At 72.3% G+C, this 24,712-nt stretch carries 21 protein-coding genes and 1 pseudogene; 10 read left to right on the top strand and 12 right to left on the bottom strand.

All coding sequences use genetic code 11. The features are described from left to right. Positions 1 to 81 precede the first annotated feature (81 nt). Genes hemW through lepA form a run of 3 tightly spaced genes read right to left on the bottom strand, consistent with a single transcriptional unit; the run spans position 82 to position 3,827 of the window. On the bottom strand, positions 82 to 1,299 hold the full coding sequence (gene hemW / locus N8K70_RS08425; protein WP_317141137.1) for a radical SAM family heme chaperone HemW: 1,218 nt from the start codon (positions 1,297 to 1,299) through the stop codon (positions 82 to 84). Then, positions 1,299 to 1,949, bottom strand: coding sequence for a DUF1990 family protein (locus N8K70_RS08420; RefSeq protein ID WP_317141136.1), 651 nt, complete (start codon positions 1,947 to 1,949; stop codon positions 1,299 to 1,301). The genes hemW and N8K70_RS08420 overlap by 1 nt, the downstream gene beginning before the upstream one ends. 27 nt (positions 1,950 to 1,976) lie before the next feature. After that, positions 1,977 to 3,827, bottom strand: a complete 1,851-nt coding sequence (gene lepA / locus N8K70_RS08415; protein WP_317141135.1) for a translation elongation factor 4 — start codon at positions 3,825 to 3,827, stop codon at positions 1,977 to 1,979. A gap of 172 nt (positions 3,828 to 3,999) precedes the next feature. Between lepA and N8K70_RS08410 the strand changes: the two genes are divergently transcribed. The 4 genes from N8K70_RS08410 to rpsT all read left to right on the top strand — a co-directional run bounded on the left by N8K70_RS08410 (position 4,000) and on the right by rpsT (position 8,345). Then, a complete protein-coding gene (locus tag N8K70_RS08410) occupies positions 4,000 to 6,819 on the top strand; it encodes an ExeM/NucH family extracellular endonuclease (protein WP_317141134.1) in 2,820 nt (939 codons plus the stop codon). A 176-nt stretch (positions 6,820 to 6,995) separates the two neighbouring features. Beyond that, positions 6,996 to 7,139 (top strand): hypothetical protein, encoded by a 144-nt coding sequence (locus tag N8K70_RS08405; protein ID WP_317141133.1) that lies wholly within the window; start codon positions 6,996 to 6,998, stop codon positions 7,137 to 7,139. A 79-nt stretch (positions 7,140 to 7,218) separates the two neighbouring features. Continuing rightward, positions 7,219 to 7,953, top strand: coding sequence for an alpha/beta fold hydrolase (locus N8K70_RS08400; RefSeq protein ID WP_317141132.1), 735 nt, complete (start codon positions 7,219 to 7,221; stop codon positions 7,951 to 7,953). A 131-nt stretch (positions 7,954 to 8,084) separates the two neighbouring features. After that, positions 8,085 to 8,345, top strand: coding sequence for a 30S ribosomal protein S20 (gene rpsT / locus N8K70_RS08395; protein WP_317141131.1), 261 nt, complete (start codon positions 8,085 to 8,087; stop codon positions 8,343 to 8,345). A 48-nt stretch (positions 8,346 to 8,393) separates the two neighbouring features. Here rpsT and holA read toward each other — a convergent pair whose 3' ends face one another. The 5 genes from holA to N8K70_RS08370 all read right to left on the bottom strand — a co-directional run bounded on the left by holA (position 8,394) and on the right by N8K70_RS08370 (position 12,166). Next, a complete protein-coding gene (holA, locus tag N8K70_RS08390; protein WP_317141130.1) occupies positions 8,394 to 9,434 on the bottom strand; it encodes a DNA polymerase III subunit delta in 1,041 nt (346 codons plus the stop codon). Between the two features lie 61 nt (positions 9,435 to 9,495). Continuing rightward, on the bottom strand, positions 9,496 to 10,104 hold the full coding sequence (locus N8K70_RS08385; RefSeq protein WP_317141129.1) for a hypothetical protein: 609 nt from the start codon (positions 10,102 to 10,104) through the stop codon (positions 9,496 to 9,498). Then, positions 10,101 to 10,553: a peptidase inhibitor family I36 protein gene (locus N8K70_RS08380; RefSeq protein WP_317141128.1), complete on the bottom strand. Its 453-nt coding sequence runs from the start codon at positions 10,551 to 10,553 to the stop codon at positions 10,101 to 10,103. The genes N8K70_RS08385 and N8K70_RS08380 overlap by 4 nt, the downstream gene beginning before the upstream one ends. Before the next feature lie 112 nt (positions 10,554 to 10,665). Continuing rightward, positions 10,666 to 11,661, bottom strand: a complete 996-nt coding sequence (locus tag N8K70_RS08375) for a hypothetical protein (protein WP_317141127.1) — start codon at positions 11,659 to 11,661, stop codon at positions 10,666 to 10,668. Then, positions 11,645 to 12,166: an RNA polymerase sigma factor gene (locus tag N8K70_RS08370; protein WP_317141126.1), complete on the bottom strand. Its 522-nt coding sequence runs from the start codon at positions 12,164 to 12,166 to the stop codon at positions 11,645 to 11,647. Before N8K70_RS08370 ends, N8K70_RS08375 begins: the two co-directional genes overlap by 17 nt. A 163-nt stretch (positions 12,167 to 12,329) precedes the next feature. On the opposite strand from N8K70_RS08370, the gene N8K70_RS17165 reads away from it, so the two are divergent. Continuing rightward, positions 12,330 to 13,016, top strand: a complete 687-nt coding sequence (locus N8K70_RS17165) for a DJ-1/PfpI family protein (protein ID WP_449406847.1) — start codon at positions 12,330 to 12,332, stop codon at positions 13,014 to 13,016. A 250-nt stretch (positions 13,017 to 13,266) separates the two neighbouring features. Here the strand turns inward: N8K70_RS17165 and N8K70_RS17160 are convergent. The 3 genes and pseudogenes from N8K70_RS17160 to leuS all read right to left on the bottom strand — a co-directional run. Continuing rightward, positions 13,267 to 14,781 (bottom strand): annotated as a pseudogene (locus tag N8K70_RS17160) (ComEC/Rec2 family competence protein); the annotation flags it as partial. A gap of 575 nt (positions 14,782 to 15,356) precedes the next feature. Next, the gene (locus N8K70_RS08355) at positions 15,357 to 15,980 is read right to left on the bottom strand and encodes a ComEA family DNA-binding protein (RefSeq protein WP_317141124.1); all 624 of its coding nucleotides are present in this window, start codon (positions 15,978 to 15,980) and stop codon (positions 15,357 to 15,359) included. A 138-nt stretch (positions 15,981 to 16,118) separates the two neighbouring features. Continuing rightward, positions 16,119 to 18,671 (bottom strand): leucine--tRNA ligase, encoded by a 2,553-nt coding sequence (leuS, locus tag N8K70_RS08350; RefSeq protein WP_317141123.1) that lies wholly within the window; start codon positions 18,669 to 18,671, stop codon positions 16,119 to 16,121. 106 nt (positions 18,672 to 18,777) lie between these two features. Here leuS and N8K70_RS08345 point away from each other — a divergent pair, with 106 nt between their 5' ends. The 5 genes from N8K70_RS08345 to N8K70_RS08325 are packed head-to-tail and all read left to right on the top strand — an operon-like array spanning position 18,778 to position 23,495. Further along, a complete protein-coding gene (locus N8K70_RS08345) occupies positions 18,778 to 19,488 on the top strand; it encodes a DedA family protein (RefSeq protein ID WP_317141122.1) in 711 nt (236 codons plus the stop codon). A 5-nt stretch (positions 19,489 to 19,493) separates the two neighbouring features. After that, entirely contained in the window at positions 19,494 to 20,525 is a 1,032-nt protein-coding gene (locus tag N8K70_RS08340) for an App1 family protein (RefSeq protein WP_317141121.1), read from the top strand. Positions 20,526 to 20,534: 9 nt separating this feature from the next. Beyond that, a complete protein-coding gene (locus tag N8K70_RS08335; RefSeq protein WP_317141120.1) occupies positions 20,535 to 21,272 on the top strand; it encodes an SOS response-associated peptidase in 738 nt (245 codons plus the stop codon). A 13-nt stretch (positions 21,273 to 21,285) separates the two neighbouring features. Next, a complete protein-coding gene (locus N8K70_RS08330; protein ID WP_317141119.1) occupies positions 21,286 to 22,566 on the top strand; it encodes a M18 family aminopeptidase in 1,281 nt (426 codons plus the stop codon). A 2-nt stretch (positions 22,567 to 22,568) separates the two neighbouring features. Then, positions 22,569 to 23,495 carry a 3-methyladenine DNA glycosylase gene (locus N8K70_RS08325; protein WP_317141118.1) on the top strand — a complete coding sequence of 309 codons (927 nt, stop codon included), beginning with the start codon at positions 22,569 to 22,571 and terminating at the stop codon, positions 23,493 to 23,495. On the opposite strand, the gene N8K70_RS08320 is transcribed toward N8K70_RS08325, so the two are convergent. Then, the gene (locus N8K70_RS08320) at positions 23,451 to 24,662 is read right to left on the bottom strand and encodes a glycoside hydrolase family 3 N-terminal domain-containing protein (protein ID WP_317141117.1); all 1,212 of its coding nucleotides are present in this window, start codon (positions 24,660 to 24,662) and stop codon (positions 23,451 to 23,453) included. The two genes, N8K70_RS08325 and N8K70_RS08320, sit on opposite strands and share 45 nt — an antisense overlap. Between the last annotated feature and the right edge of the window lie 50 nt (positions 24,663 to 24,712).

The following is a 24,712-nucleotide window of genomic DNA, read 5'->3' as shown; positions in this document are numbered from 1 at the left end:
GCGCTCCTCTCCCCTGGCACTCGACGACTCCGAGTGCCAGTCTACCGATCCGCGGCCGTCGCCGGGGCGCGCCGCGACGCGTCAGGCGGTGAGCGCGCGGACCACCGCGTCGGCGAGCAGCCTCCCCCGCAGCGTCAGCACGATCCGCCCCTTCAGCGCCGCGGCGGGCACGACGAGACCGTCCGCGATGAGGCCGGCGACCGCGCTGCGCGCCCCCGCGTCGAGGTCGTCGATCGCGAGCCCCTCGCGGATGCGGCTCCGCAGCAGCACCCGCTCCAGCGTCCGCGACTCCTCGTCCGGCCGCTCGCGGCCCGCCGCGGGAGACTCCTGCGCCGCGAGGCGCTGCGCGTAGGCGGCGGGATGCTTGACGTTCCACCAGCGCAGTCCTGCGACGTGGCTGTGGGCCCCCGGGCCGAAGCCCCACCAGTCGGCCCCCGTCCAGTAGGCGAGGTTGTGCCGCGACCGGTGGGCCTCTCCGCGCGACCAGTTGGAGACCTCGTACCAGTCGTAGCCGGCGTCGCCGAGCGCCGCATCCGCGAGCGCGTACATGTCGGCCTGCAGGTCGTCGTCGGGCGCGGGCGCCTCGCCGCGCCTGATCTGGCGGGCGAGCTTCGTGCCGTCCTCGACGATGAGCGCGTATGCGGACAGATGATCGGGATCGAGCTCGAGGGCCGCATCGAGCGAGGCCCGCCAGTCGTCGAGGGTCTCGCCCGGCGCTCCGTAGATGAGGTCCACGCTCACGTCGAGGCCGGCCGCTCGGCCCGCCTCCACGGCCGTGCGGACGTTCGACGGGGTGTGGGTGCGGTCGAGCGCGGCGAGCACGCGGGGCACGGCCGACTGCATGCCCACGGACATCCGCGTCACGCCCGCGTCGGCGAGCTCGTCGGCGACCTCCTGCGTGACCGTGTCCGGGTTCGCCTCGACCGTCACCTCCGCGCCGGGCGCGATGCCGAACGCGTCGCGGACGCCCGTCAGCATCCGTGCGAGGTCCCCGGCGGGCAGGAGGGTCGGGGTCCCGCCGCCGAAGAAGACCGTGCTGGCCGGGCGGCTCCCCGCCGCCTCCCCGAGGACCTCCCTGGCCAGCCCGACCTCCTGCAGCAGGACGTCCGCGTACTCGTCCTGGCGGGCGCCGCGCAGCTCGCCCGAGGTGTACGTGTTGAAGTCGCAGTAGCCGCAGCGGACCCGGCAGAACGGCACGTGCAGGTACACGCCGAAGTCCGTCGACGGGTCGAGCGGGAGGTCATGCGGCAGCCGCCCGTCGGCGGGAGCGGGATCGCCGACGGGAAGCGGGCCGGCCATCACGTCCCCGTGCTGAACAGCGGCGAGATCGCGCGCAGGTACGCCGCGAACAGCGCCTTGCGGCGGCGCCTCACGAGGCCGCGGAAGATCCGGTTCCCGAGCGAGACGGGGCGATCGAAGGCGCGGACGTCGAACCAGACCTCGTCGTTGTCGCGCCATTCGATCAGGAAGGACTCCTCGCCGCTCACGACCGACTCGCCCACCGTGCCGAGGGCGAAGCCGACGCGGCGCGCCTCCTCGATCACGAAGATGACGCGGAGCTCGGCGTCGGCCCGGGAGCCCCCCACCTTGCCGTGGACCGTGACGGTCGTCCCGGCTCCCACGAACGGCGTGCCGTCCGCGTCGAAGCGCTGGTCCTGGTCGGACCGGCTCGGCGCGACCGCGTTCCCCTCGTCGTCGAAGCTCACGCCCGTGTACGTCGGGCCGGGGGCAGGGCGCACATCCGTGAGCACGAGTCCGGCGCCCTTGAGCGCCCCCCACGAGAGGAGGGAGTCGACCGCCGTGCGGAACCGCTCCTCTCCGCTGCCGATCCGCCACGCGGCGGCGGCGGGGATGCTGCCCTCCGGCGGATACTGCAGCAGATCGGGCGCCTGCGTGGCCCCGACCGCTGCATAGTCGACCGTCTCGTCTCGGAAGGTCGCCCGGCGCATGGTGTCCACCCTAACCGCAGCCCCTGGCTACTTCGCGGACTTCGACTCGACGTCCCCGGACAGGGCGGCGATGAACGCCTCCTGGGGGACCTCGACGCGGCCGACCATCTTCATCCGCTTCTTGCCTTCCTTCTGCTTCTCGAGGAGCTTGCGCTTGCGGGTGATGTCGCCGCCGTAGCACTTGGCGAGCACGTCCTTGCGCATGGCGCGGATGTTCTCGCGCGCGATGACGCGCGCCCCGATCGCCGCCTGGATGGGCACCTCGAACTGCTGACGCGGGATGAGCTTGCGCAGACGCTCGGTCATCGTCGTGCCGTAGGAGTAGGCCTTCTCACGGTGCACGATGGCGCTGAAGGCGTCGACGCGGTCTCCCTGCAGCAGGATGTCGACCTTCACGAGGTCGGCCTCCTGCTGCCCCTCGGGCTCGTAGTCGAAGCTCGCATAGCCCTGGGTGCGGCTCTTGAGCTGGTCGAAGAAGTCGAACACGATCTCGGCGAGCGGCATCGTGTACTTCAGCTCGACGCGCTCCGCCGAGAGGTAGTCCATCCCCAGCATCGTCCCGCGACGGTTCTGGCACAGCTCCATGACGGTGCCGACGAACTCCTTCGGCGTGAGGATCGACGCGCGCACGATGGGCTCCGAGACCGACCCGATCTTGCCCTCGGGATACTCGCTCGGGTTCGTCACGACGATCTTCTCGCCCGTCTCCGTCGTCACCTCGTAGACGACGCTCGGAGCGGTCGTGATGAGATCGAGGCCGAACTCCCGCGAGAGCCGTTCCGTGATGATCTCCAGGTGCAGCAGGCCGAGGAACCCGCACCGGAACCCGAAGCCGAGCGCGACGGAGGTCTCCGGCTCATAGGCGAGCGAGGCGTCGGAGAGCTTGAGCTTGTCGAGCGCCTCGCGGAGGTCCGGGTAGTCGCTGGCGTCGATCGGGTACAGGCCGGAGAACACCATGGGCTTCGGGTCCGTGTATCCCGGCAGCGCGTCCGAGGCCGGCGTCCGCTGGTTCGTGACCGTGTCGCCGACCTTGGACTGCCGGACGTCCTTCACCCCCGTGATGAGATAGCCCACCTCGCCCGCCGCGAGGCCGTTCGACGGCGTGGGCTCGGGGCTCGACACGCCGATCTCGAGCAGCTCGTGCGTCGCGCGCGTCGACATCATCTGGATGCGCTCGCGCGGGGTGAGCCGGCCGTCCACCATCCTCACGTACGTGACGACCCCGCGGTACGCGTCGTAGACCGAGTCGAAGATCATGGCGCGCGCGGGCGCGTCGACGTCGCCCCTCGGGGCGGGGACCTCGCCGACGAGACGGTCGAGCAGCTCCTCGACGCCCTGGCCCGTCTTGCCCGACACGCGCAGGACGTCGTCGGGGTCGCCGCCGATGAGGTCGGCGAGCTCCTTCGCGAAGCGGTCGGGATCGGCCGCGGGCAGGTCGATCTTGTTCAGGACGGGGATGATCGCGAGATCGTTCTCGAGCGCGAGGTAGAGGTTGGCGAGCGTCTGCGCCTCGATGCCCTGGGCCGCGTCGACGAGGAGGACGGCGCCCTCGCACGCGGCGAGCGATCGCGAGACCTCGTACGTGAAGTCGACGTGACCGGGCGTGTCGATCATGTTGAGCGCGAAGGTCTCGCCGTCGAGCTGCCAGGGCAGGCGCACCGCCTGGCTCTTGACCGTGATGCCGCGCTCGCGCTCGATGTCCATCCGATCGAGGTACTGGGCGCGCATGTCGCGGTCGGACACCACCCCCGTCAGCTGCAGCATCCGGTCGGCCAGGGTCGACTTGCCGTGGTCGATGTGCGCGATGATGCAGAAGTTGCGGATGCGCTCGGGCGGCGTCGCGGCTGGCGGGAGCGGAGTCGTGGCACGGGGGGACATATCCGTCCGATTCTACGGGGCACGGCCCGGTTCCCGTGTGCGCACCGTCGAGCACGGGAGACGGCGACGATCCGTGACATCCCGGTAACCGCGTGTTCATCGTCAGCCGATGACATGGTGGGAGGGATCCGCCGCCGGCGACGCCCCTCTTCCCTCTCCGAAGGAGACCACCGTGCATCACCTCCCGCTCGCGCGTCGCGGCCGACGCGCGGTCGCCGCCGCCGCGGTGGCCGGCATCGCCGCCGCCCTCCTCGCCCCGGTCGCGGCACAGGCCGCGGTCGCGCCGGGCGCCGGCGTCCTCATCAACGAGGTGTACGGAGGCGGCGGCAACAACGGCGCCGCCTTCAGCCGCGACTTCGTCGAGATCGTCAACACCACGTCCGACGACGCGAGCCTGGACGGCTGGAGCGTGCAGTACGCATCGGCGACGGGGTCCGCCTGGCAGGTCACGCCGCTGGGCGACATCGCGCTCCCGGCCGGGGAGACGCTCGTCGTCGGCCAGGCGTACGGCGCGGACACGACGCTTCCCGACGTCGGAGCCGACGTGAGCGGCTCGATCGCGCTCAGCGCCACGCAGGGCAAGGTCGCGCTCGTGTCGAGCGCGACCGCGCTGTCGGGCGCGAGCGGGATGGCGTCCGCCGCGACCGTCGTCGACTACGTCGGGTGGGGCGCCGCGAGCGACTTCGCAGGCACGGCGGCGGCGCCCACGACGTCGAACGCGGTGTCCGTCGCCCGCGACGCGGACGGGACGAACACCGCCGACAACGGCGCGGACTTCACGACCGGCGCGCCGACGCCCGAGCCCCTCGGCGGCTCGACTCCCCCGCCCACCCCGGAGCCGACCCCCACTCCCACCGACACGCCCGTCGCATCCGCGACGATCGCCGAGATCCAGGGCACGGGCGCCACCTCCCCGCTCGTCGATCAGACGGTCACGACCACGGGCGTCGTCACGGCGCGCTATCCCACGGGCGGGCTCGACGGATACGTCATCCAGACCCCCGGGACGGGCGGCGCCGTCGACGTCTCCGCGGATCGGGCATCCGACGCGATCTTCGTCTACTCCACGGCGACCGTGTCGGAGGTCGCGCTCGGCGACACCGTGCAGGTCACCGGCCGGGTCACCGAGTTCTACGGGCTCACGGAGATCACCGTGGGCGCCGGCGGAGCGCAGGTCGTCGCCGACGCGGAGCCGGTGACGCCGGCCGTCGTGGGATGGCCGGCGACCGACGCGGAGCGCGAGTCGCTCGAATCCATGCTCGTGGCGCCCGACGGCGACTTCACGGTGGCCGACACCTACGACACGAACGTCTACGGGGAGGTCGTCCTCGCCTCGGGCACGACGCCGCTCCGCCAGCCCACCGACGTCGCCCTCCCGGGCAGCGCCGAGGCCGAGGCGGTCGCCGCGGACAACGCCGCGCGTCGTGTCACCCTCGACGACGGCACGACGGCGAACTTCTCGACCGCCAAGAGCCTGACGCCCGCCTACGTCTCGCTCGTCGAGCCGATCCGCGTGGGAGCGGCGGTCTCGTTCGCCGAGCCCCACATCGTCGACTTCCGAAACGACGCCTGGAAGCTCAATCCCACGACGCCCCTGGTCGGCGACGGCTCGGGCGTCGACGGCGTGCTGTTCGAGAACACGCGGACGGCGGCGCCCGAGGACGTCGGCGGCGACGTGAGCGTCGCGTCGTTCAACGTGCTGAACTACTTCACGACCCTCGGCGTCGACGACGCGAGCTGCACGGCGTACACGGATCGCGACGGCGACGGCGTGACCGTCCGCGGCGGATGCGACCAGCGCGGGGCGTGGGACGCCGAGGACTTCCAGCGTCAGGAGGCGCGCATCGTCGCCGCGATCGAGGGGCTGGACGCGAGCGTGGTCGGCCTCATGGAGATCGAGAGCTCGGCACGCCTGGGCGAGGAGGCGGACGAAGCCGTCGCGACGCTCGTCGACGCGCTCAACGCGTCCGCCGGAACGGAGAGATGGGCGTACGTCGCCTCTCCCGCGAACCTGCCGGACGCCTCCGAGCTGGATGTGATCAGCTCTGCCCTCATCTACCAGCCCGCGGTGGTCGCGCCCGAAGGGGCGTCGGCGGCGCTCGACACCACGGATGCCGAGATCGACGCCTTCCAGAACGCGCGCGAGCCGATCGCGCAGACCTTCGTCCCCGCCGGTGGCGGCGAGGCGTTCACGGTCGTCGTCAACCACTTCAAGTCGAAGGGCTCGGCGGGTCCGTGGCCCGGCGACGAGGACTCCGGCGACGGCCAGGGCGCGTCGACGCAGTCGCGCGTCCACCAGGCCGAGGCGCTCGCCGAATGGGTCGAGACCGACCCGACCGGCACAGGGGCCGAGGCCGTGCTGCTCGTGGGGGACTTCAACTCCTACACGCAGGAGGATCCGATGCAGGTCCTCTACGAGGCCGGGTACGTCGGTGTGGAGAGCGAGCTGGGAGTCTCGGAGAGCAGCTACGTGTACGACGGCCTCTCGGGTTCGCTGGACCACGTGCTGCTCAACGCCGCCGCCGCGGAGCTCGCCACCGGTGCCGACATCTGGCCCATCAACAGCGGAGAGGCGATCGCCCTCGAATACAGCCGCTACAACTCCCACGGCACGCTCTTCTACGAGCCGAACGCCTACCGGTCGAGCGATCACGACCCGGTGATCGTCGGCCTCGACGCGGCGTCCGACGCCGTGCCCGTGGAGACCGAGACGAAGCTGGGGGTCGAGTACTCGTGGTCGCTGCGACACGGTCTCACCCGTTCGCTGACGGCGACCGTCACGGCGGATTCGGCCGAGGCGCCGTCCGGCACGGTCGAGTTCGTCGTCCGGGGCGAGGTGGTCGGGACGGCGGAGGTGGACGACGGGCGGGCGACGCTGAGACTCCCGACGTCCGTCGGTCGAGGCCTGCACCGCCTCACCGCGAGCTTCGTCCCTGACACGATGGCGTTCCTGCCTTCCTCGAGCCGAGCGCGCACGGTGTTCTTCTGGTGATCTGGGTGACGTCCGAACGCCATCTCCACACGTGCCCGGTTTGGCAATCTGCGCGTAGGAACCCCTCAGACGGATGATTTCCGCATGGCTCGGCACGGATAGACAACGCTTTTCGACACCAAGGAGGAGCACAACGAGGCGGGCATGGTGCTCGAATCGGAGATCATGGCCGAGACGTGGGGCATTCTGCCGCTCTACAGCGGCCCTGGATCGACGCGGCGACGGAGGGGCTCGCGAATCTCTCGCCCGAGGGATACACCGGACTCGACCTCTACGGCGTGCAGCCTGTCGAGAACACGGGCTGGATGGCGACGGAGTAGTCCGTCCGTTCCTTCCTCGAAGGGGCCGGCGCCTTCCCAGGCTGCCGGCCCCTTCTGCGCCCGTCGCTAGCATGTCCCCATGCCCGACGTGCAGGTCGTCCTCGTCCATGGCATCCGCACGTCCGCCACGATGTGGCGGGCTCAGGTCGGCCATCTGCAGCGGCGCGGGATCACGGTGCATGCGATCGATCTGCCCGGCCACGGCTCGCGGATGGACGAGGGATGGTCGCTCGACGCGGCTCTCACGACCGTCGACGACGCCGTGAGGACAGCGGCGGCGAGCGGCCCCGTCCTCCTCGTGGGGCACTCCATGGGCGGGCTCCTCGCGACGGCCTATCTCGGGGTGGAGGCCCCGCCGCCCGTCGCGGGATTCGTCTCGGTCGGGTCGACGGCCCTGCCCCGAGGCGCGGGTCTACGGATCTACCGGCTCATCCTCCGCGGCATGCGCACGATGCCCGGCAACGGCATGTGGCTCGTGCGCCGCGTCCTCGCGGCCACCCTTCCCGACGAGACGCGTGTGGACTTCGGCGCGGGCGGGTACGCGCTCGCCTCCGAGGACGCGGCGCTCGTGAGCCTGTCCGGTCTCGACGTCGAAGCGGCGCTCCGGCGCATCGCGGTCCCGACGTGGTTCGTCAACGGCGAGTGGGATCAGCTCCGCGTCAACGAGAGGCTCTTCACCCGGCTCGTCCCCCACGCGGAGCTCCTCGTCGTCCCGCGGTCGACGCATCTCGTCACGGCCATGCGTCCACGCGTGTTCAACACCGTGCTCGACGTCGCCATCGCGACGGTGGCGGAGGCGGGCGCAGGAGCCTGACCTGATAGCATGGGCACTTGGCTTGCGTGTGGGGCCACCCACACAGCCGCACGACGCCCCTCTTCCGTCGCGCGGCACCTCCGAAGCACATTCGGACCATCCGAAACTCACTGAACGAAAGTCAATTCGACGTGGCAAACATCAAGTCGCAGATCAAGCGCATCAAGACCAACGAGAAGGCGCGCGAGCGCAACAAGGCCGTGAAGAGCGAGCTGAAGTCGCTCGTCCGCAAGACGCGGGAAGCCGTCGCCACCGGCGACAAGACCGCCGCCGAGGCCGCGTTCGCGAAGGCGTCGAAGAAGCTCGACAAGGCCGTGAGCAAGGGCGTCATCCACAAGAACCAGGCCGCGAACCGGAAGTCCGGTCTCGCGAAGCAGGTCATCTCGCTCTGAGCGCACCTCTTCGAAGCCCGTCCCGGTCCCGGGGCGGGCTTCTTCGTGTCAGCGGGTCGCGGCGCCGAACGGCGCGCGCGTCGCGATGACCGTCACCATCCGCTCGAGGGCGAACACCGGGTCGCGGGAGGCCCCCTTCACCTCGGCGTCGGCTCGCGCGATCGCCTGGATCGCCAGTGCGAGCGCCCGCTCGTTCCACCCCGACTGCAGGTCGCGGCGCGCACGGTCGACCTGCCAGTCCTTCATCCCGAGCCTCGTCGCGAGCGCCCGCGCCGGCTCGCGCGACCCCGCCACACGGGCCATCGTCCGCAGTTTCATCGCGAACGCCGCGACGAGCGGAACAGGATCGGCGCCCGAGTCGAGGGCATGACGGAGCGCGACGAGCGCCTCGCCGTAGCGGCCGGCGATCGCCGTGTCGGCGACCGTGAACGCGTTCGTCTCGACACGCCCGCCGTAGTAGCGCGTCACGACGTCCTCTCCGATGTCGCCCTCGACATCGGAGATCAGCTGCTGGCAGGCGGACGCCAGCTCCGCGAGCTCTCCCGTGAACGCCTGTGTGAGGGCCTGCAGCGCCTTGGGCGCGACGCGCCGTCCGGCCGCCCGGAACTCCCCCGCGGCGAAGTCGAAGCGGTCGCCGTCGCGCTTGACGGCGGGGCACGGGACCTCCACGCCCCCGCCGACGCCCGAGCGGATCGCGTCGAGCAGCTTCTTGCCCCGCACGGTCGCGCCGTTGTGCCGGAGCACGACGGTCGCCCCCTCCTGCGGGGCCTCGATGTACGCGAGCGCCTCCGCGAGGAAGGCGTCGCTGCACTTCTCGACGTTCGAGACGCGGACGAGCCGCGGCTCCCCGAACAGCGATGGCGAGGTCACGGCCAGCAGCGTCCCGGAGGTGTAGTCGGAGGCGGCGATGTCGGTGATCTCGAGCGACGGGTCCTCCGCCTTGAGGTAGTCGCGCACCCCCGCGATCGCGCGCTCGGCGCAGATCTCCTCGGGCCCCGAGACGAGCACGATCGGCGCCGGCTCGGGCTTGCGCCACGGAAGCTGCGGGATGGCCGACTTCGCGGGCGACTTGCGGGGTGCGGCGGCCATGCGTCCAGCCTATCGGCGCGCGCGGACATCCCCACGCAGCCCCTCCGCCGTCGTGACCTGCTCAGCCCTTCCCGGCGTCGGACGGCGTGCCGCCGGGGGCGGACAGCTCGAGGACGCCGCCCGCGTCGCGCAGGACGAGGTTCGGGAACTCCCCCATGACGACGGCGGCGAACTCCACGCTCGGCACGATCATGCGTGCGGCGACGGCCGTCGTCCCGACCGCCGCGGAGAGCATCTCGCGCAGCGCACGCCCTTCGCCCGCGCCGCGATCGAGCGCCACGTGATGGGAGAAGACCAGCAGGTCCTCCGCGGGACGACGGATGTCCACGGAGGCATCGCGCCGCGACGACAGCACGATGTCCCGGTTGCGCGACACCAGCCGCCGCGCGACATCGCCTGCGACGAGGAGAACGACCGCGGCGATGACCGACGACGTCGTCGCGACGGCCCAGAGCGCCGCGAGCCCCGCCGCCGGCGCGCCGAGCGCGCCCGCGAGGACGCCGACCGCCGCCACGGCGGCGACGCCGAGGAGGAACGGACGACGCACGCCGGGATGCCTGCGCAACGCGTCCTGCAGCGTGAGCCGGACGAGCAGCGGAAGGTCGGGCCACGTCGCGCGCCGCAGAGCGCTCGCTTCCGGCGGCCGGCGAGAGGCGTCGATCGCCGTCACGGCACGCACCGGACGTTGTCCACCGAGCCGGACACGTTCACGCGCGTGCCGGCCGAGGCGGTCGCGAGGATCGTGGAGCCGCTCCGCGCATGGAACTGTCCGCTCGTGCGCGCGTTCGCGATCGAGCGCACTTGCCCGAGTGCGGCGGTCGAATAGTTGCTGCATCCCGTCCACGACAGCATCGTCCCGGCGCCGGAGCCCTGCGCGAACGCGCACACCCTCCCCGACGCGCAACGCCCGACGGCCGCGCGTGCGGCCACGTCCGCCGGCACGGTCAGCTCCATCCCCAGCTCCGGCCACATCGCGTTCCGGCTGTCCAGTGCGACGCCGCCCGGCACGGCCGCCAGCGCATAGGCGACGTCGGGATGGAGGGGCTCCTCCGCCGTTGCCGGCTGAGCGAAGGCGATCGGGGAGATCGCCATCGCGATGATCGTCATGAGTCGTCTCATGCCATCCGTCCTCGGTGTCGTCGGCGCCCTGTGCTCCGGGTGCACGACGCCTCTCACTGAGGTTGTGTGTGCTGGCGGCAGATCCTGACACGTCGATTCCCTCGATGCCTCGTCAGGCCGTCGCGTCCCACATCACGTAGCTGATGACGGAGCCCGCGTCGAGGACCTCGTACGGCTCTGTGAGCGCGGTCTCGAGCCCCGTGATCCGTCCCGTCTCCGCGGACACGAGGAGCGTGAGCTCGTGGATGCCGTCCGTCCGCGCGCTGATCCCGACGATCGGACGACCCGCGCGGTCCTCGGCGCTCCCCTGCACGGCCAGGCCGTCCGCCTCCCGCAGCAGGTCGAGGAGGACGGAATGCTGGCGATCTGTCAGCGTCCACGAGAAGAACAGCGCATCGACCGCCTGCATGAGGTCCGCAGCCGAATACTCGTCGGGGAGCCCCACGCCGCGGAGCGCCTCGAGCATCTCTTCCCGGTCGTCGCCCGGAGGCGTCACGACCGACACCGGAGCCTGCCCCGCCGCGAATCGTTCGTCCCGGATCACGGTGCCGGGCGCCGGTGCGTCGTCGACGGGAGATTCCGAGCCGTCGCTCCCGTACGTCGCCGCCGCCGTGACCGTGAGCCTCCCGGCGAGCTCCTCATCCCAGGCGAGGTCGGTGATCTCCGGGGCGATCGCGACGACCTCGACGTCTGTGGCCGAGTGCGCGATGTCCAGATACCAGCCGAGTGACGTCCCCTTCCGCTGGGGCGCGTCGGAACCCGCGGACGCGAGAAGAGTCGCGTCCGCCGTCTCCACGACGTCGTCGACCGTCTCGTCCGTCGGCGCATACGGGAGGGGCGGCGGTGTGAGGGCGACGGCCGTCTGCCCGCCGAACGGCGCGACGAAGACCACGGCGAGGACCAGCGCCGACGCGGCCGCCGCCGCGAGGAGGGCCCGCCTCCAGAGGACGACCGGTCGCCGCGCGGCACGACGGCGCGCGTCGGCCGCCGGCGCGGAGGCCATGATGCGGTCTCGGACCGCCAGCGCGGATCCGCCCGCCGACCGCGGCGTCCGGGCCGGGTCCGCGGCGCGGATGAGACGGTCGAGCTCGTCACCGCTCAAGGGCATGCTCGGACCTCCCCTCGGATGCGTCGGCGTCCTCCGAGAGCGCCGTCCTCAGCCTCGCCCTCGCGCGGCTGAGGAGCTTCCAGACCGCCGCGACGCTGCAGTCGAGGACCTCCGCCACCTCGAGAGCCGAGAGCCCCTCCCAGTAGGTGAGCGCGATCGCCTCCCGCTCGCGGTCCGGCAGGTCCCCGATCGCGCGCCGCATGTCCATCCGCGAGCCGTCGTCGCCGGGATCCGCCGCCTCCGCCGCCTCGCGCTGCAGCGCGGCGTCCGCCCGGAGCCGGTGCTCCTCCCGTGCGCGGTGGTTCGAGATCTTGAAGGCCGCCGTCCGGTACAGCCAGGGAAGCCCCGGCGGATCCTCCGGATCGAGCTTCTGCCACACCACTTCGAAGGTCTCGGAGGCGATCTCCTCCGCTATCGCTCTGTTCCATACACGACGCTCCACATATCGGACGATCAAGGCGTAGTAGGACGCGAAGAGGTCGCTGAACACCTGGCGACGGCGCATGCTCTCCACCTCCGGTGCGTGCCCCTTCACCCCGTCTATGTGCGGTGCGGAGGAATCCTGACAGCCCGATCCGGCGTCCAGGCCAGTTTCCCATGTCGGCACGACGCCGGCCAATCGCCGCCGATCCGGAGCGGCGCTGCGGCACGGCTGGGATACTGGTCCCATGTCGACGCCCGTGCGCTTCGTGGCTCTCCTCTTCCCGCAGGTCACACAGCTGGATCTCACCGGGCCCGTCCAGCTCTTCTCACGGCTGCCGGACGCGGCCGTCGACCTCGTGTGGCATCGGATCGAGCCCGTCGGAACCGACTCCGGGTTCTCCATCCTCCCGACGACGACGTTCGCGGATGCGCCTCAGGCGGACGTGCTCATGGTCCCCGGCGGCCAGGGCGCGTTCGACCTCATGGACGACGCGGAGGCCATCGATTTCGTCCGCTCCCAGGCAGCCGGGGCCCGCTACGTGACGAGCGTGTGCACCGGCTCCTTCGTGCTCGGCGCCGCGGGCCTCCTCCGCGGCAGGCGCGCGACGACGCACTGGGGGTCGCACGCGCTGCTCGAGCTCCTCGGCGCCGTGCCCGAGCATGCCCGGGTCGTCCGGGACGGCGACCTCATCACGGGCGGCGGGGTCACGAGCGGCATCGACTTCGCGCTCTCCGTCGCCGCCGAGGTGTACGGCCCGCAGGTCGCCCGGCGCGTGCAGCTGGCGATGGAGTACGACCCGCAGCCCCCGTTCGACGCCGGCTCCCCGTCGCGTCCGGAGGCGGATCAGGACCAGGTCGCGCAGACGATCGCCGATGCACGACGGACCCGCGAGCCCCTCGTCGCCCGCGCCGCGGCCCGGCTGCAGCCGTAGAGGCCGGTTCCTCCTCTCGGGGCTCGTCCGCGGCCTCGTGCGCACGCCACACCCAGAGCTCCCCGTCCGAGTCCCCCGCGAGCACGAGACCGTCGGCGTCGGTGCGTGCGACCGTCGCGCCGAGGGAGCCGAGCTCGGCGAGGATGCTGTCGGCCGGGTGGCCGTAGCCGTTGTCGGCGCCCACGCCGATGAGGGCGAGGGCGGGACGGGCCGATCGGTAGAGCGCCGGCTGCTGGTCGGCGCTGCCGTGATGCGAGACCTTGACCACGTCGTACCGCCCCGCGACGGCGCCCGTCGCGAGGAGCGCGGACTGGGCCGACGCGGACAGGTCGCCGAGCAGAAGCGTCCTCGGCAGATCGCCGCCGGAGACCTCGACGACCACGCTCGCATCGTTCCCCTCCGGGAACGCCCTGCTGTCGGCGCGGGGCCACAGCACGCGCCACTCCGCATCGCCGAGCGTGCCGGTCAGGCCGAGCGCCGCGTCGATCCGGCGCGCATCGCCCGCCCGTTCGAGCCATCCGACGTCATCCGTCCCGAGCGGTCCGTGCAGCACCGTGCCCACGCGTCCTGCCACCGCCTGGATGCCGCCGACGTGGTCGAGGTCGAAGTGCGTGACGACGAGGAGATCGATCCCGCCCACGCCCAGACGCGAGAGGCACGCGTCGAGCCGGTCGGGATCCGGACCCGTGTCGACGAGCGCCGTCGCCTCCCCGGATCGCAGGACCACGGCGTCGCCCTGTCCGACGTCGCACATCGCGACCGTCCATCCGCTCGGGACGGTGAGCGGGCCCGCGATGCCGCCGAGCGCCGCCGAGCCGGCCGCGGCGCCGACCGTCGCGGCCAGGACGGCCGCGGATGCGCGTCGCAGACGGCGGGCCGCCCCACCGGGGCGGGGACGGACGACGACGACGGCGGCGCACGCCCCGACGACGGTCAGCGCCGTGACCCCGGGGAGTCCACCCCACCACGGCAGCGACGCCGCAGGCAGCCCGGCGAAGAGGAACGCGGTCTGGGCGATCCACGCCGAGGGCGCCCAGGCGACGCCGGCGAGGCCGGCCGCGAGGAAGGGGATGCCCTGCACGACGCACGCGAGCATCCCGATCACCGTCGCGACGGGCGCCGCGGGCGCGGCGATCATGTTCGCCACCACGCCGTAGACCGAGACCTCCGGGCTGAGCAGCACGATGATCGGCGCGCACGCGATCTGGGCGGCCAGCGGCACCGAGACCGCGAGCGCGATGGCCCGGGGCATCCACCGCGACAGCCCCGCCGCGAGCGGCCCGGCGAGGAGCAGCAGCGCGCCCGTCGCCACGACCGAGAGGACGAACCCGTACGACGTCGCCAGCCACGGGTCCATCGCGAGGAGCACGATGCACGCTCCGCTCAGCACGGCGACTCCTGCGCCGGTGCGTCCCCGCAGCAGCGCCAGCATCGCGATCACCGCCATGGTCGCCGCCCGGACGACGCTCGGCTCCGGTGTCACGAGCAGGACGAAGCCTCCGAGGGCGAGCAGCGCGAGGGCCGCACGCCCTGCACGGGGCACCCTCAGCAGCGCGGCCAGCCCGAAGACGAGGCCCACGACGATCGCGCAGTTCGCGCCAGAGACCGCCGTGAGGTGCGTGAGGGAAGACGCCTTCATCGCATGGTCCAGCTCGTCCGACACCGCGCGGGTGTCTCCGACCGCGAGTCCGGGCAGCAGCCCTGCGCCCGGCTCCGGGAGCCCCGCGACGACCTCGGTGACGAAACCGTCGCGCAGTGCGCTCATCGTGCCGAGCACGTGCGGCGGCGGACGGACGACCTCGCCGCCGTCCGCGAAGACGACGATCACCGGCCGGTCCCCCGCGTCGGCGGCACGCGCCGTCCCCCTGACCTCCACGTGGGCGCCGAGGTCGACGGCGTCCCGGCCTCCGAGGTCGGCCGGCTCGATCGCGATCGTCACCGGCACCCGCGATTCCGTGCTCCTCCCGCCGGCACGCAGCGAGACGACGTCCGCCTCGAACCAGAGGCGGTCTCCCACCTGACGGACCTTCGTCGACAGCGACGCCGTCATCTCGACGTGCCGTCCCTCGCCGACCGACGCCTCGCGGACCGCGTCGCGCTCGGGATGGACGAACGCCGCATGGGTCGCCGTCACCGCCGACGCCGCGGCCGCGACGGCGAGGAGGGCGACGCCGCCCGTCGATCGGCGCACACGCATCCATCCGAGGGAGGCGAGGAGCACGGACCAGAGCGCGATCGCGACGCCCGACGCCGCGACGGGCAGCATCACGGAGACGAACGCCGCCCCCCACGCGCCGACGGCCCCCGGGAGAAGCCGCAGGTCGCGCCGCGTCGCGCCCGTCACACCGTCACCAGCGGGCGGAGCGTCTCGAGCATCTTGTCGCCGATGCCCGACACCGCCAGCAGATCGTCGACGGTCGTGAAAGGACCGTTCTCCTCGCGCCACGCCACGATGCGCCCGGCGAGAGTCGGCCCGATGCGCGGAAGCGTCTCGAGCGCGGCGGCATCCGCGGTGTTGACGTCGACGACCCCGCCGGACGCGTCTCCCGGCACGGCGCCGGAGCCGCCCGCGCCCTCGACGACGGGGGACTCTCCCACCGCGGGCACGGCCAGCTGCTCGCCGTCGGCCACGGGACGGGCGAGGTTCACGCCCGCCTGGTCCGCGTCGTCCGCGAGGCCGCCCGCGGCGGAGATCGCGTCGACGACGCGCGCGCCCGCATCGAGGACGTACAGGCCGGGCTCGCGGACGGCGCCGAACACGTGGACGAACAGCTCGCCGCTCTCGACGGCCACCTCTGTCGGCCCCGGGGCGGATGACGACGTCACGACGTCCTCGACGGGCGAGGCGACGCCGCGCCACACGCCGATCCCGACGGTCACCGCCAGGGCGCCGAGCGCGAGCAGGACGACCCCGCCCACGCCCAGGCGTGCGCGCGATGATCGGAAGCCTGTCTCAGCGGTCACCCCGCCACGCTACGAGCGGACCTCCGAGGCCCGGCGCCGTCCGTGGGCGCTGTGGACAGGACACGCCGCATCGCAGCCCCTGTGCACGCGACGAGAAGGAGAATCGGCCCGATCCTCGGGCGAGGACGACCCGCGCGCCTACTTCGTGGAGAAGCTGACGACCTTGGGGGCGCGGACGATGGCGCGGGTGATCTCGCGGTCGCCGAGGGCGCGCGCGACGCGCTCGTCGTCCCGGGCCAGCCGCTCGAGCGACGGACCGTCGATCTTCGCGGAGACCTCCAGCGTCGCCCGCACCTTGCCGTCGATCTGGACGACCGCCGTGACCTTCTCCTCGACGAGCAGCGTCGGGTCGGCCGCGCGCCACGTGACGAGCCCCACGGAGGGCTGGTACCCGAGCGCCTCCCACATCTCCTCGGCGGTGTGCGGGGCGAACAGGTCGAGGACCATCGCCGTGACCTCCGCCGCCTCGCGGACGGCCGGGTCGTCGGCGCCCGCGCCGGTGTCGATCGTCTTGCGGATCGCGTTCACGAGCTCCATGAGCCGTGCGACGACGACGTTGAACTTCGTCTGCTCGACGAGCGTGGGGGCATCCGCCAGGAGCCGGTGGGTCACGCGGCGCAGCGCCACGTCGCCGTCGGCCCAGAGGACGTCCGTCGGGCTCGAGACCTCGCCGGCGATGCGGAGGGCGCGCGCGAGGAACTTCTGCGCGCCGGTCGTCGAGACGTCCTTCCAGTCCTTGTCGTCCTCGACGGGCCCCGCGAAGGCGAGGGCGACGCGCAGCGCGTCCGCGCCGTGCGACGCGAGCTCGTCGCTGAACAGCACGAGGTTGCCCTTGGACTTCGACATCTTCGCGCCGTCGAGGATGACCATCCCCTGGTTGATGAGGCTCGAGAACGGCTCGGTGAAGTCGACCTTGCCGAGGTCGAACAGCACCTTCGTGATGAAGCGCGCGTAGAGCAGGTGCAGGATGGCGTGCTCGACGCCGCCGATGTAGGCGTCCACGGGAGCCCAGCGGTCGGCGTCCCGTCCGTCGAACGCGACGTCCGCGTTGCCGGGCGAGAGGAACCGCAGGAAGTACCACGAGCTGTCGACGAACGTGTCCATCGTGTCGGGGTCGCGCAGCGCCGCCGCACCCGTCTCGGGGTCGGTCGTGGTGACCCACTCCGTGGCCGCGCCCAGGGGCGACGTGCCCTTCGGCTTGAGGTCGAGGCCCTCCGCCGCCGGCAGACGCACCGGCAGCTGCTCCGCAGGCACCGGCACGACGCGGCCGTCCTCGGTGTGGACCATCGGGATGGGCGTGCCCCAGAACCGCTGCCGGGAGATCAGCCAGTCGCGCAGGCGGTACTGCTTGGCGGCACGGCCCGACCCCGCGGCCTCCAGCGACTCGACGACCCGTGCGATCGCGTGCCGCTTGGAGAGGCCGTCGAGCGCACCGGAGTTGACGAGGCGTCCGTCGCCCGCGAGGGCGACGCCGGTCGTCTTCGGGTCGTCTGCGGGTGCGGGGTCGATCGGCACGCCGTCGTCGTCCACGTCGATCACGGGGATCGCCCCCGTGACCGAGGCGGACGTGTCGACGACCACCCGCACGGGCAGGTCGAAGCGGATGGCGAAGTCCAGGTCGCGCTGGTCGTGGGCGGGCACCGCCATCACGGCGCCGTGGCCGTAGTCGGCGAGCACGTAGTCCGCCGCCCAGATCGGCAGGCGCTCGCCGTTGACAGGATTGATCGCGAAGCGGTCGAGGAACACTCCCGTCTTCGGACGGTCGGTGGCCTGTCGCTCGATGTCGGTCTGCGCGCGCACCTGCTCCAGGTAGTCCTGGAACGCCGTCCGCACCTCGGGCGACGCCCCCGCCGCCAGCTCGGCCGCGAGGTCGCTGTCGGGGGCGACGACCATGAAGGTCGCGCCGTGCAGCGTGTCCGGGCGCGTGGAGAAGACCGTGACCTTCTCGGCCCGCCCCTCGATCTCGAAGTCGATGTCGGCCCCGACGGAGCGGCCGATCCAGTTGCGCTGCATCTGCAGCACCTTGTGCGGCCAGAAGCCCTCGAGCTGGTTCAGGTCGTCGAGCAGGCGATCGGCGTAGTCGGTGATCCTGAAGTACCACTGCGTGAGCTTCTTCTTGACGACGACGGCGCCGCAGCGCTCGCACCGGCCGTCGACGACCTGCTCGTTGGCGAGCACCGTCTGGTCGTTCGGGCACCAGTTGACCGGGCTCTCCTTGCGGTACGCGAGCCCGCGCTCGTGCAGCTGCAGGAAGAGCCACTGGTTCCAGCGGTAGTAGTCGTCGTCGCTCGTGTGGAGCACGCGGCTCCAGTCGAACGAGACGCCGTACCTCTTCAGGCTCTCCCGCTGCTGCGCGATGTTCGCATACGTCCACTCCCGAGGGTCGGTGCCCCGCTGGATCGCCGCGTTCTCGGCGGGAAGGCCGAACGAGTCCCAGCCGATGGGATGCAGCACGTTGTAGCCCCGGTGACGCCAGAACCGCGCGACGATGTCGCTGTACAGGTAGTTCTCCGCGTGCCCCATGTGCAGATCCCCCGAGGGGTACGGGAACATCGCGAGGACGTACTTCCGCGGACGCGTGTCCTCGGCGCCTCCCGCGAGGAACGTGCCGTGCTCGCTCCAGTACGCCTGCCACTTCGCCTCGGCGGCGTGGACGTCGTTCTCGGGGGTCTCTGGGGGGTTCTGCGACACGGTGCTATGGGGCCAATCGGGATCGAGCTCGCCGCGCGGGGTGCCGGGCGGCGGAAAGTCGGGAGCCTCCAGGTTAGCGCCCACGGTCGCCCCGTATGCTCGGGGCGTGTTCAACGACGTCCTCCTCTGGATCCTGGATCTCGTGGAGTCGGTCGACCCCGTGCTTCGGACGGTGCTCGCCGCCGTCGCGATCGCCCTCGAGACGAGCGTGCTCGTCGGGCTGATCGTCCCGGGCGACACGATCGTCATCGTCGCCGCGACGGGGGTGACCACGCTCGGGGAGGGTATCGCCCTCGGCGGCGCCGTGACGGTCGGCGCGCTCGTCGGGGAGAGCGTCGGCTTCGCGCTCGGCCGCTGGCTCGGCCCGAGGATCCGGCACTCGCGCCTGGGCCGGAGGATCGGCGAGCACAACTGGGAGCGCTCCGAGCGCTACCTGCGCCGTCGTGGGGGCATCGCGATCTTCCTCTCGCGCTTCCTGCCCGTCCTCCACTCGCTCGTGCCGCTCACGGTCGGGATGAGCGGGTACCCCTACCGTCGTTTCATCGCGTGGACCCTGCCCGCCTGTCTCCTCTGGTCGGGGGCCTACGTCTCGATCGCCGCGGGGGCCGCCACCGGCTTCCGCGAGATCGCCGACCAGGCGCACTATGCCGGATACGTGTTCGTCGGCGTCATCGCCGTCTTCCTCCTGATCGTCCTCCTCGGGAAGAAGGTGCTCGAGCGCATCGAACGCCGTCACCTCCACGTTCCCGCGGAGGACGAGACGGCGAGCCGCCCCGGGCCGGCCGACGAAGAACCCCTTCGCCGCATGGAAGACTGAGGGCGATGTCCCCGAAGACGCCCGCCCAGGACAAGGTCCGCTGGATCGCCCGTGCCGAGTACCGCTTCCACGCGTGGCGCGAGCGCGTCGCACGCCGAGGCGGGCGCGTGCCGACCGCCGTGCCGTTCCCCGGCTACGGCGGCGACGGGTGGATCCGCGTCGTCGGCCGGGTGCTGATCGTCCCCGCGGACAGGCACGAGTCGGAGGGCGATTCGGCGAGCGTGCGCGGATGGCGGTCCTTCGCGGGGATCCCGATCGCGTACGCGCCGGTGACGGTGACGGTGGGCGACACGGCGCACGAGGTCGTCGCGGACCGCGGCGGCGTCGTCGACACCGTCATCCCGGCCGATCTGGAGCCGGGCTGGCAGACGTTCCAGATGTCCGTCGAGGGCGGGGCGCCGACGGCCGGCCGGGTCTTCGTCGTCGACCCGGCCGTGCGGTTCGGCATCGTCTCCGACGTCGACGACACCGTCATGGTGACGGCGCTCCCCCGTCCGCTGCTCGCGGCCTGGAACTCGTTCGTGCTCCACACCCATGCGCGCCAGCCCGTCCCCGGCATGGCCGTGCTCCTCGAGCGCATCGTGCGGGAACGGCCCGGCGCGCCGATGGTCTACCTCTCGACGGGCGCGTGGAACATCGCCCCGGCCCTCACCCGCTTCCTCTCCCGGCACCTCTTCCCCCTCGGATCGATCCTGCTCACCGACTGGGGTCCGACGCACGACCGCTGGTTCCGCAGCGGCTCTGAGCACAAGCGCACGAATCTGCGGCGGCTCGCCGAGGAGTTCCCGGACGTCGAATGGCTCCTGATCGGCGACGACGGGCAGCACGACGACGAGATCTACACCGGCTTCACGCGGGAGTTCCCGTCCTCGGTGGCGGCCGTCGCCATCCGCCGTCTCTCCCCGGCCCAGGCCGTCCTCGCGGGCGGGCGGACGGCCGTGGACGACCACAGCGCGTCGGGCATCCCCTGGGTGACGGCCGACGACGGCGCGGGCCTCGCGGAGCGCCTCGAGGCCGTCGGGCTCCTCCGGGCGTAGCCTGCCAGCGTGTGCGGACGCTTCGTCGTGGCCCGGGTCGGGTCTGAGCTCGTCAGTCGCCTGCGCGTCGATCTCGTCTCGGACGACCTGCCCGCTCCGTCGTTCAACGTCGCCCCGACGGACTCGGCGGCCGTCGTGCTCGACTCGGCGAAGACCGACCCCCCGACCAGGCGCCTGGAGCCCGCGCGCTGGGGACTCGTGCCCTCGTGGGCGAAGGACCCCTCGATCGGCTCCCGGGCCTTCAACGCCCGCGCCGAGGAGCTCGAGGAGAAGCGCATGTTCGCCCCGGCGCTCGAGAAGCGGCGTGCGGTCGTCCCCGTCACGGGCTACTACGAGTGGCAGGAGACCGACGGCGGCAAGACGCCGCTGTTCATCCATCCCTCCGACGGCGAGGCGCTCTTCCTGGCCGGCCTCTACGAGTGGTGGCGGGATCCGTCGAAGGGCCGGGACGACCCGTCGCGGTGGCTGCTGAGCTTCACGGTCCTCACGCGCGAGGCGGTCGGGCCCCTCGGCGCGGTCCATCGGCGCATGCCCGTGTTCCTCGACGAGGACCACGCCGACGCCTGGCTCGACACGGACGTCGACTACCCCCTCGACATCCTCGACGCGGCGCTCGACGACGCCCCGCGCGTCGCGGAGCGCCTGACGTTCCGCCGCGTGTCACCGGCGGTCGGGAACGTCCGCAACGACTCCCCCGAGCTCATCGCGCCCGTGGACGACGACCTCGCCGGCGAGCTCCGCGGCTGACTACGCTGGAGCGATGACCGTTCCCGACGCCGCGCGCGCCCACGTCGACGACCTCGCCGCCTTCATCACGGCGTCCCCGTCGTCCTACCACGCCGCAGCGGAGGCCTCCCGCCGTCTCGTGGACGGCGGCTTCGTCCGCCTCCACGAGACGGACGCGTGGACGCTCGAGCCGGGCGGCCGCTACGTCGTCGTCCGCGACGGCTCGGTCATCGCCTTCGCCCTCCCCGATGCCGCGCACGCCACGACGCCGTTCGCGATCGTCGGCGCCCACACCGACTCCCCCGGCTTCAAGCTGAAGCCCAAGCCGACCTCCTCCGGCCCGGGCGGATGGCTGCAGGCCGGGGTGGAGGTGTACGGCGGCCCGCTCCTCAACTCGTGGCTCGATCGCGAGCTCGAGCTCGCGGGACGCATCGTCGACGTCGACGGCGCCGAGCATCTCGTCCGGACCGGGCCCCTGCTGCGCATCCCGCAGCTGGCGGTGCATCTCGACCGCTCCGTCAACGAGGGCCTCGCCCTGGACAAGCAGCGTCATACGCAGCCGGTGTGGGGCGTCGGAGAGGACGACGACGCGGACGTCCTCGCCGACGTCGCGGCCCTCGCCTGCGTCCCCGCAGAGCGCGTCGGCGGCTACGACCTCGTCGTCGCCGACACCCAGCCGCCGCGCGCCTTCGGCGCCGGCGAGGCCCTCTTCGCCGCGGGCCGTCTCGACAACCTCCTCTCGACGCACGCGGCGCTCCTCGCCGTGCGGGATGCGCGGCCGTCCGGCGCGATCGCGATGTTCGCGGCGTTCGACCACGAGGAGATCGGCAGCGCGTCGCGCTCGGGCGCGGCGGGGCCGTTCCACGAGGAGGTGCTCGTACGCATCTCCGCGGCGCTCGGCGCCGGCCCCGAGGAGCGCGCCCGTGCGTACGCCGCCTCGTTCCACGTCTCGAGCGACGTCGGCCACGCCGTGCACCCCAACTACGCGGACCGGCACGATCCCGCCAACCGCCCCGTGGCCGGAGGCGGTCCGATCCTCAAGATCAACGCGAACCAGCGCTATGCGACGGACGCCCATGGCGCGGCCGTCTGGAGCGCGGCCTGCGCCGCGGCCGACGTCCCGTCGCAGGAGTTCGTCTCGAACAACGCCATCCCGTGCGGCTCGACCATCGGCCCGATCGCCGCCACGCGCCTCGGCATCCGCACGGTCGACGTGGGCGTCCCGATCCTCTCCATGCACTCGGCGCGCGAGCTCGCATCCGTCGTCGATCCCTGGTACCTCACGCGCGCCATGAGCGCGGTCCTCGCCCGGTGACCATGGCTCCCGACGTCGCGACACGGCCGTTCGCCCGTCTCCCGCGCGCGCAGTGGAAGGCACGGGAAGAGGCCCACGTCGCGCGCGCGGACGCCCTGACGGCCTCCCACCGGACGCGGGCGGCACGAGGCGAGAAGCACCCCGTGTGGGACTTCCTCTTCACCTACTACTCGTACAAGCCCGCCGTCCTCCGCCGTTGGCATCCGGGCCCCGGCGTCGAGCTCGGCGACGCCGGGGAGGAACGCGCCGGATGGCGCTGGTACGTCGCCGGCCCCACGCACGGGAGCGTGACGGTCGACCGCGCCGCCTTCGAGGCCGCCCGGCCCCAGCTCGTCCGGCTCGTCGAGACGATCCTCCGGCGCACGGCGTCCCGCCCCGGCCAGTTCGGGTGCTTCGGCCTGCACGAGTGGGCGATGGTCTACCGTCAGGACGAGCGCCGGCATCCCCAGCCGCTGCGGCTCGGGAGCGAAGGGACGGACGCCGTCGTCGAGGGGCACGACCTCCGGTGCACGCACGTCGACGCGTTCCGCTTCTTCACGCCGGAGGCCGCGCCGCGCAATCGCGAGCGGCTGTCACGCCTCGATCAGCCCGACCGCGAGCAGCCCGGGTGCCTCCACGCCGGGATGGACGTCTACAAGTGGGCGGTGAAGCTCGGCCCGCTCGTGCCCGGCGAGCTCCTGCTCGACGCCTTCGAGCTCGCGCGCGACATCCGCCGACTCGACATGGAGGCGTCCCCGTACGATCTCGCCGACTGGGGATTCTCCCCGGTCGCGATCGAGACGCCGGAGGGCAAGGCCGAGTACGTGCGCAGACAACGGGCGTTCGCCGAGCGCGCGAACGCGCTTCGCGCGCAGATCCTGGTGGCCTGGCGGGGCGCGCCGGCGTCAGCTCTCGGGGGCGAGGCACTCTCCGGTGCACGGCAGGAGTGAACGGCCGTCGCCGGCGAGGCGGAGCCGGAGCTCGACGACCCGCGTCGCCGCCTCGGTCAGCCTCGCCTCGTCGAGGGCTCCCGCCGACACCGCGGCGGCGATGCCCGCCGCCATGTCGGGGGCCGTCTGCGAGGTGGAGCTGGCGACGGTGAGAACGAGGTCGGCGCCCGCCGCGATGGCGGACACGGCGTTCCGGACCGGATCGGCGTACTCCGGCAGCCCGCTCTGGACGAGCATGCCGAGGTCGTCGGTCACCGCGACGCCGTCGAAGCCGAGGTCCTCGCGCAGGATCCGGTACCACTCCGGAGACAGCGATGCAGGGCGCTCGTCGACGGCCGTGTACGCCAGGTGACCCGTCATCACGATCGGCGCCTCGGCGGAGATGCCGGCCGAGAACGGCCGAGCCGCCTGTGACTGCCACTGGGTGAGCGACATGTCGGTCGTCGGCACCGTGTAGTGCGAGTCCTCCCGAACAGCGCCGTGGCCGGGGAAGTGCTTGAGCGCAGACAGCACGTACGGAGCCTCGCCCGTGACCGCCGCCGCGACGCGCGAGGTGGCGCCGCTCGCGGTCTCGCCCAGCACCCGACGCCAGATGAAGGATCCCGTGTCGTCCGTCACATCGGCGACGATGCCGAAGTTCACGCCGATTCCCGCACGGGCCACGAGGGCGCCGCGCGCGGCGAACGCGTCCTCGGTCACGCCCGGGGACTCGTCGCGGAGCGTGCGGGCGGACTCGGCACGGTCCCAGTACAGGCGCGAGACCGACCCGCCCTCCTGGTCGACGGCGATGAGCGGGGGCAGGGCGGGGTCGACCACCATGGCGTCCGTGAGCGATCGCACCTGCTCCTCCCAGCCGACGTTCGCGCCCATCAGCAGGAACCCGCCGAGATCGCCGTCCGCGAGGTATGCGCGCACGGTCTCCGCGTCCCGAGAGGGGATGTGGCCCATGACGACGGCGCCCGCGCGCTGCTCGGGGGTCATCCCGGCGACGATCTGCGCCGCCCGCGCGGCGTAGACGTCGCCCGTCGCCGGCTCTACGCGCACCGTCGCGTCGCCCGCGGGCGAGGAGGGCTCCGGTGCCGCGGACTCCGCCGTCGCGGGCGGAGCGACCAGCATCGCCGTCGTCGCGACGAGCACGGCGGTGGCCGGCCAGAGCCGTCTTCTCACACTCCGCCGTCGCCCCCACGCTCTCCCCATGAGGCCATGCTAAGTCGACG

The sequence above is a fragment of the Microbacterium sp. AB genome (assembly GCF_032878875.1).
GTDB classification, from domain to species: Bacteria; Actinomycetota; Actinomycetes; order Actinomycetales; family Microbacteriaceae; genus Microbacterium; species Microbacterium betulae.
The sequence above is the reverse complement of the archived record's forward strand: the minus strand, read 5'-3'. Positions and strand labels throughout refer to the sequence as shown.

Coding starts and splice junctions, on each gene's coding strand:
- lepA (WP_317141135.1), bottom strand. CDS start 3,827: ATGTCCCCCCGTGCCACGACTCCGCTCCCGCCAGCCGCGACGCCGCCC.
- hemW (WP_317141137.1), bottom strand. CDS start 1,299: ATGGCCGGCCCGCTTCCCGTCGGCGATCCCGCTCCCGCCGACGGGCGG.
- N8K70_RS08340 (WP_317141121.1), top strand. CDS start 19,494: ATGTCCCCGAAGACGCCCGCCCAGGACAAGGTCCGCTGGATCGCCCGT.
- N8K70_RS17165 (WP_449406847.1), top strand. CDS start 12,330: ATGTCGACGCCCGTGCGCTTCGTGGCTCTCCTCTTCCCGCAGGTCACA.
- N8K70_RS08380 (WP_317141128.1), bottom strand. CDS start 10,553: ATGAGACGACTCATGACGATCATCGCGATGGCGATCTCCCCGATCGCC.
- N8K70_RS08325 (WP_317141118.1), top strand. CDS start 22,569: ATGGCTCCCGACGTCGCGACACGGCCGTTCGCCCGTCTCCCGCGCGCG.
- N8K70_RS08375 (WP_317141127.1), bottom strand. CDS start 11,661: ATGCCCTTGAGCGGTGACGAGCTCGACCGTCTCATCCGCGCCGCGGAC.
- N8K70_RS08330 (WP_317141119.1), top strand. CDS start 21,286: ATGACCGTTCCCGACGCCGCGCGCGCCCACGTCGACGACCTCGCCGCC.
- N8K70_RS08420 (WP_317141136.1), bottom strand. CDS start 1,949: ATGCGCCGGGCGACCTTCCGAGACGAGACGGTCGACTATGCAGCGGTC.
- N8K70_RS08370 (WP_317141126.1), bottom strand. CDS start 12,166: ATGCGCCGTCGCCAGGTGTTCAGCGACCTCTTCGCGTCCTACTACGCC.
- N8K70_RS08400 (WP_317141132.1), top strand. CDS start 7,219: ATGCCCGACGTGCAGGTCGTCCTCGTCCATGGCATCCGCACGTCCGCC.
- holA (WP_317141130.1), bottom strand. CDS start 9,434: ATGGCCGCCGCACCCCGCAAGTCGCCCGCGAAGTCGGCCATCCCGCAG.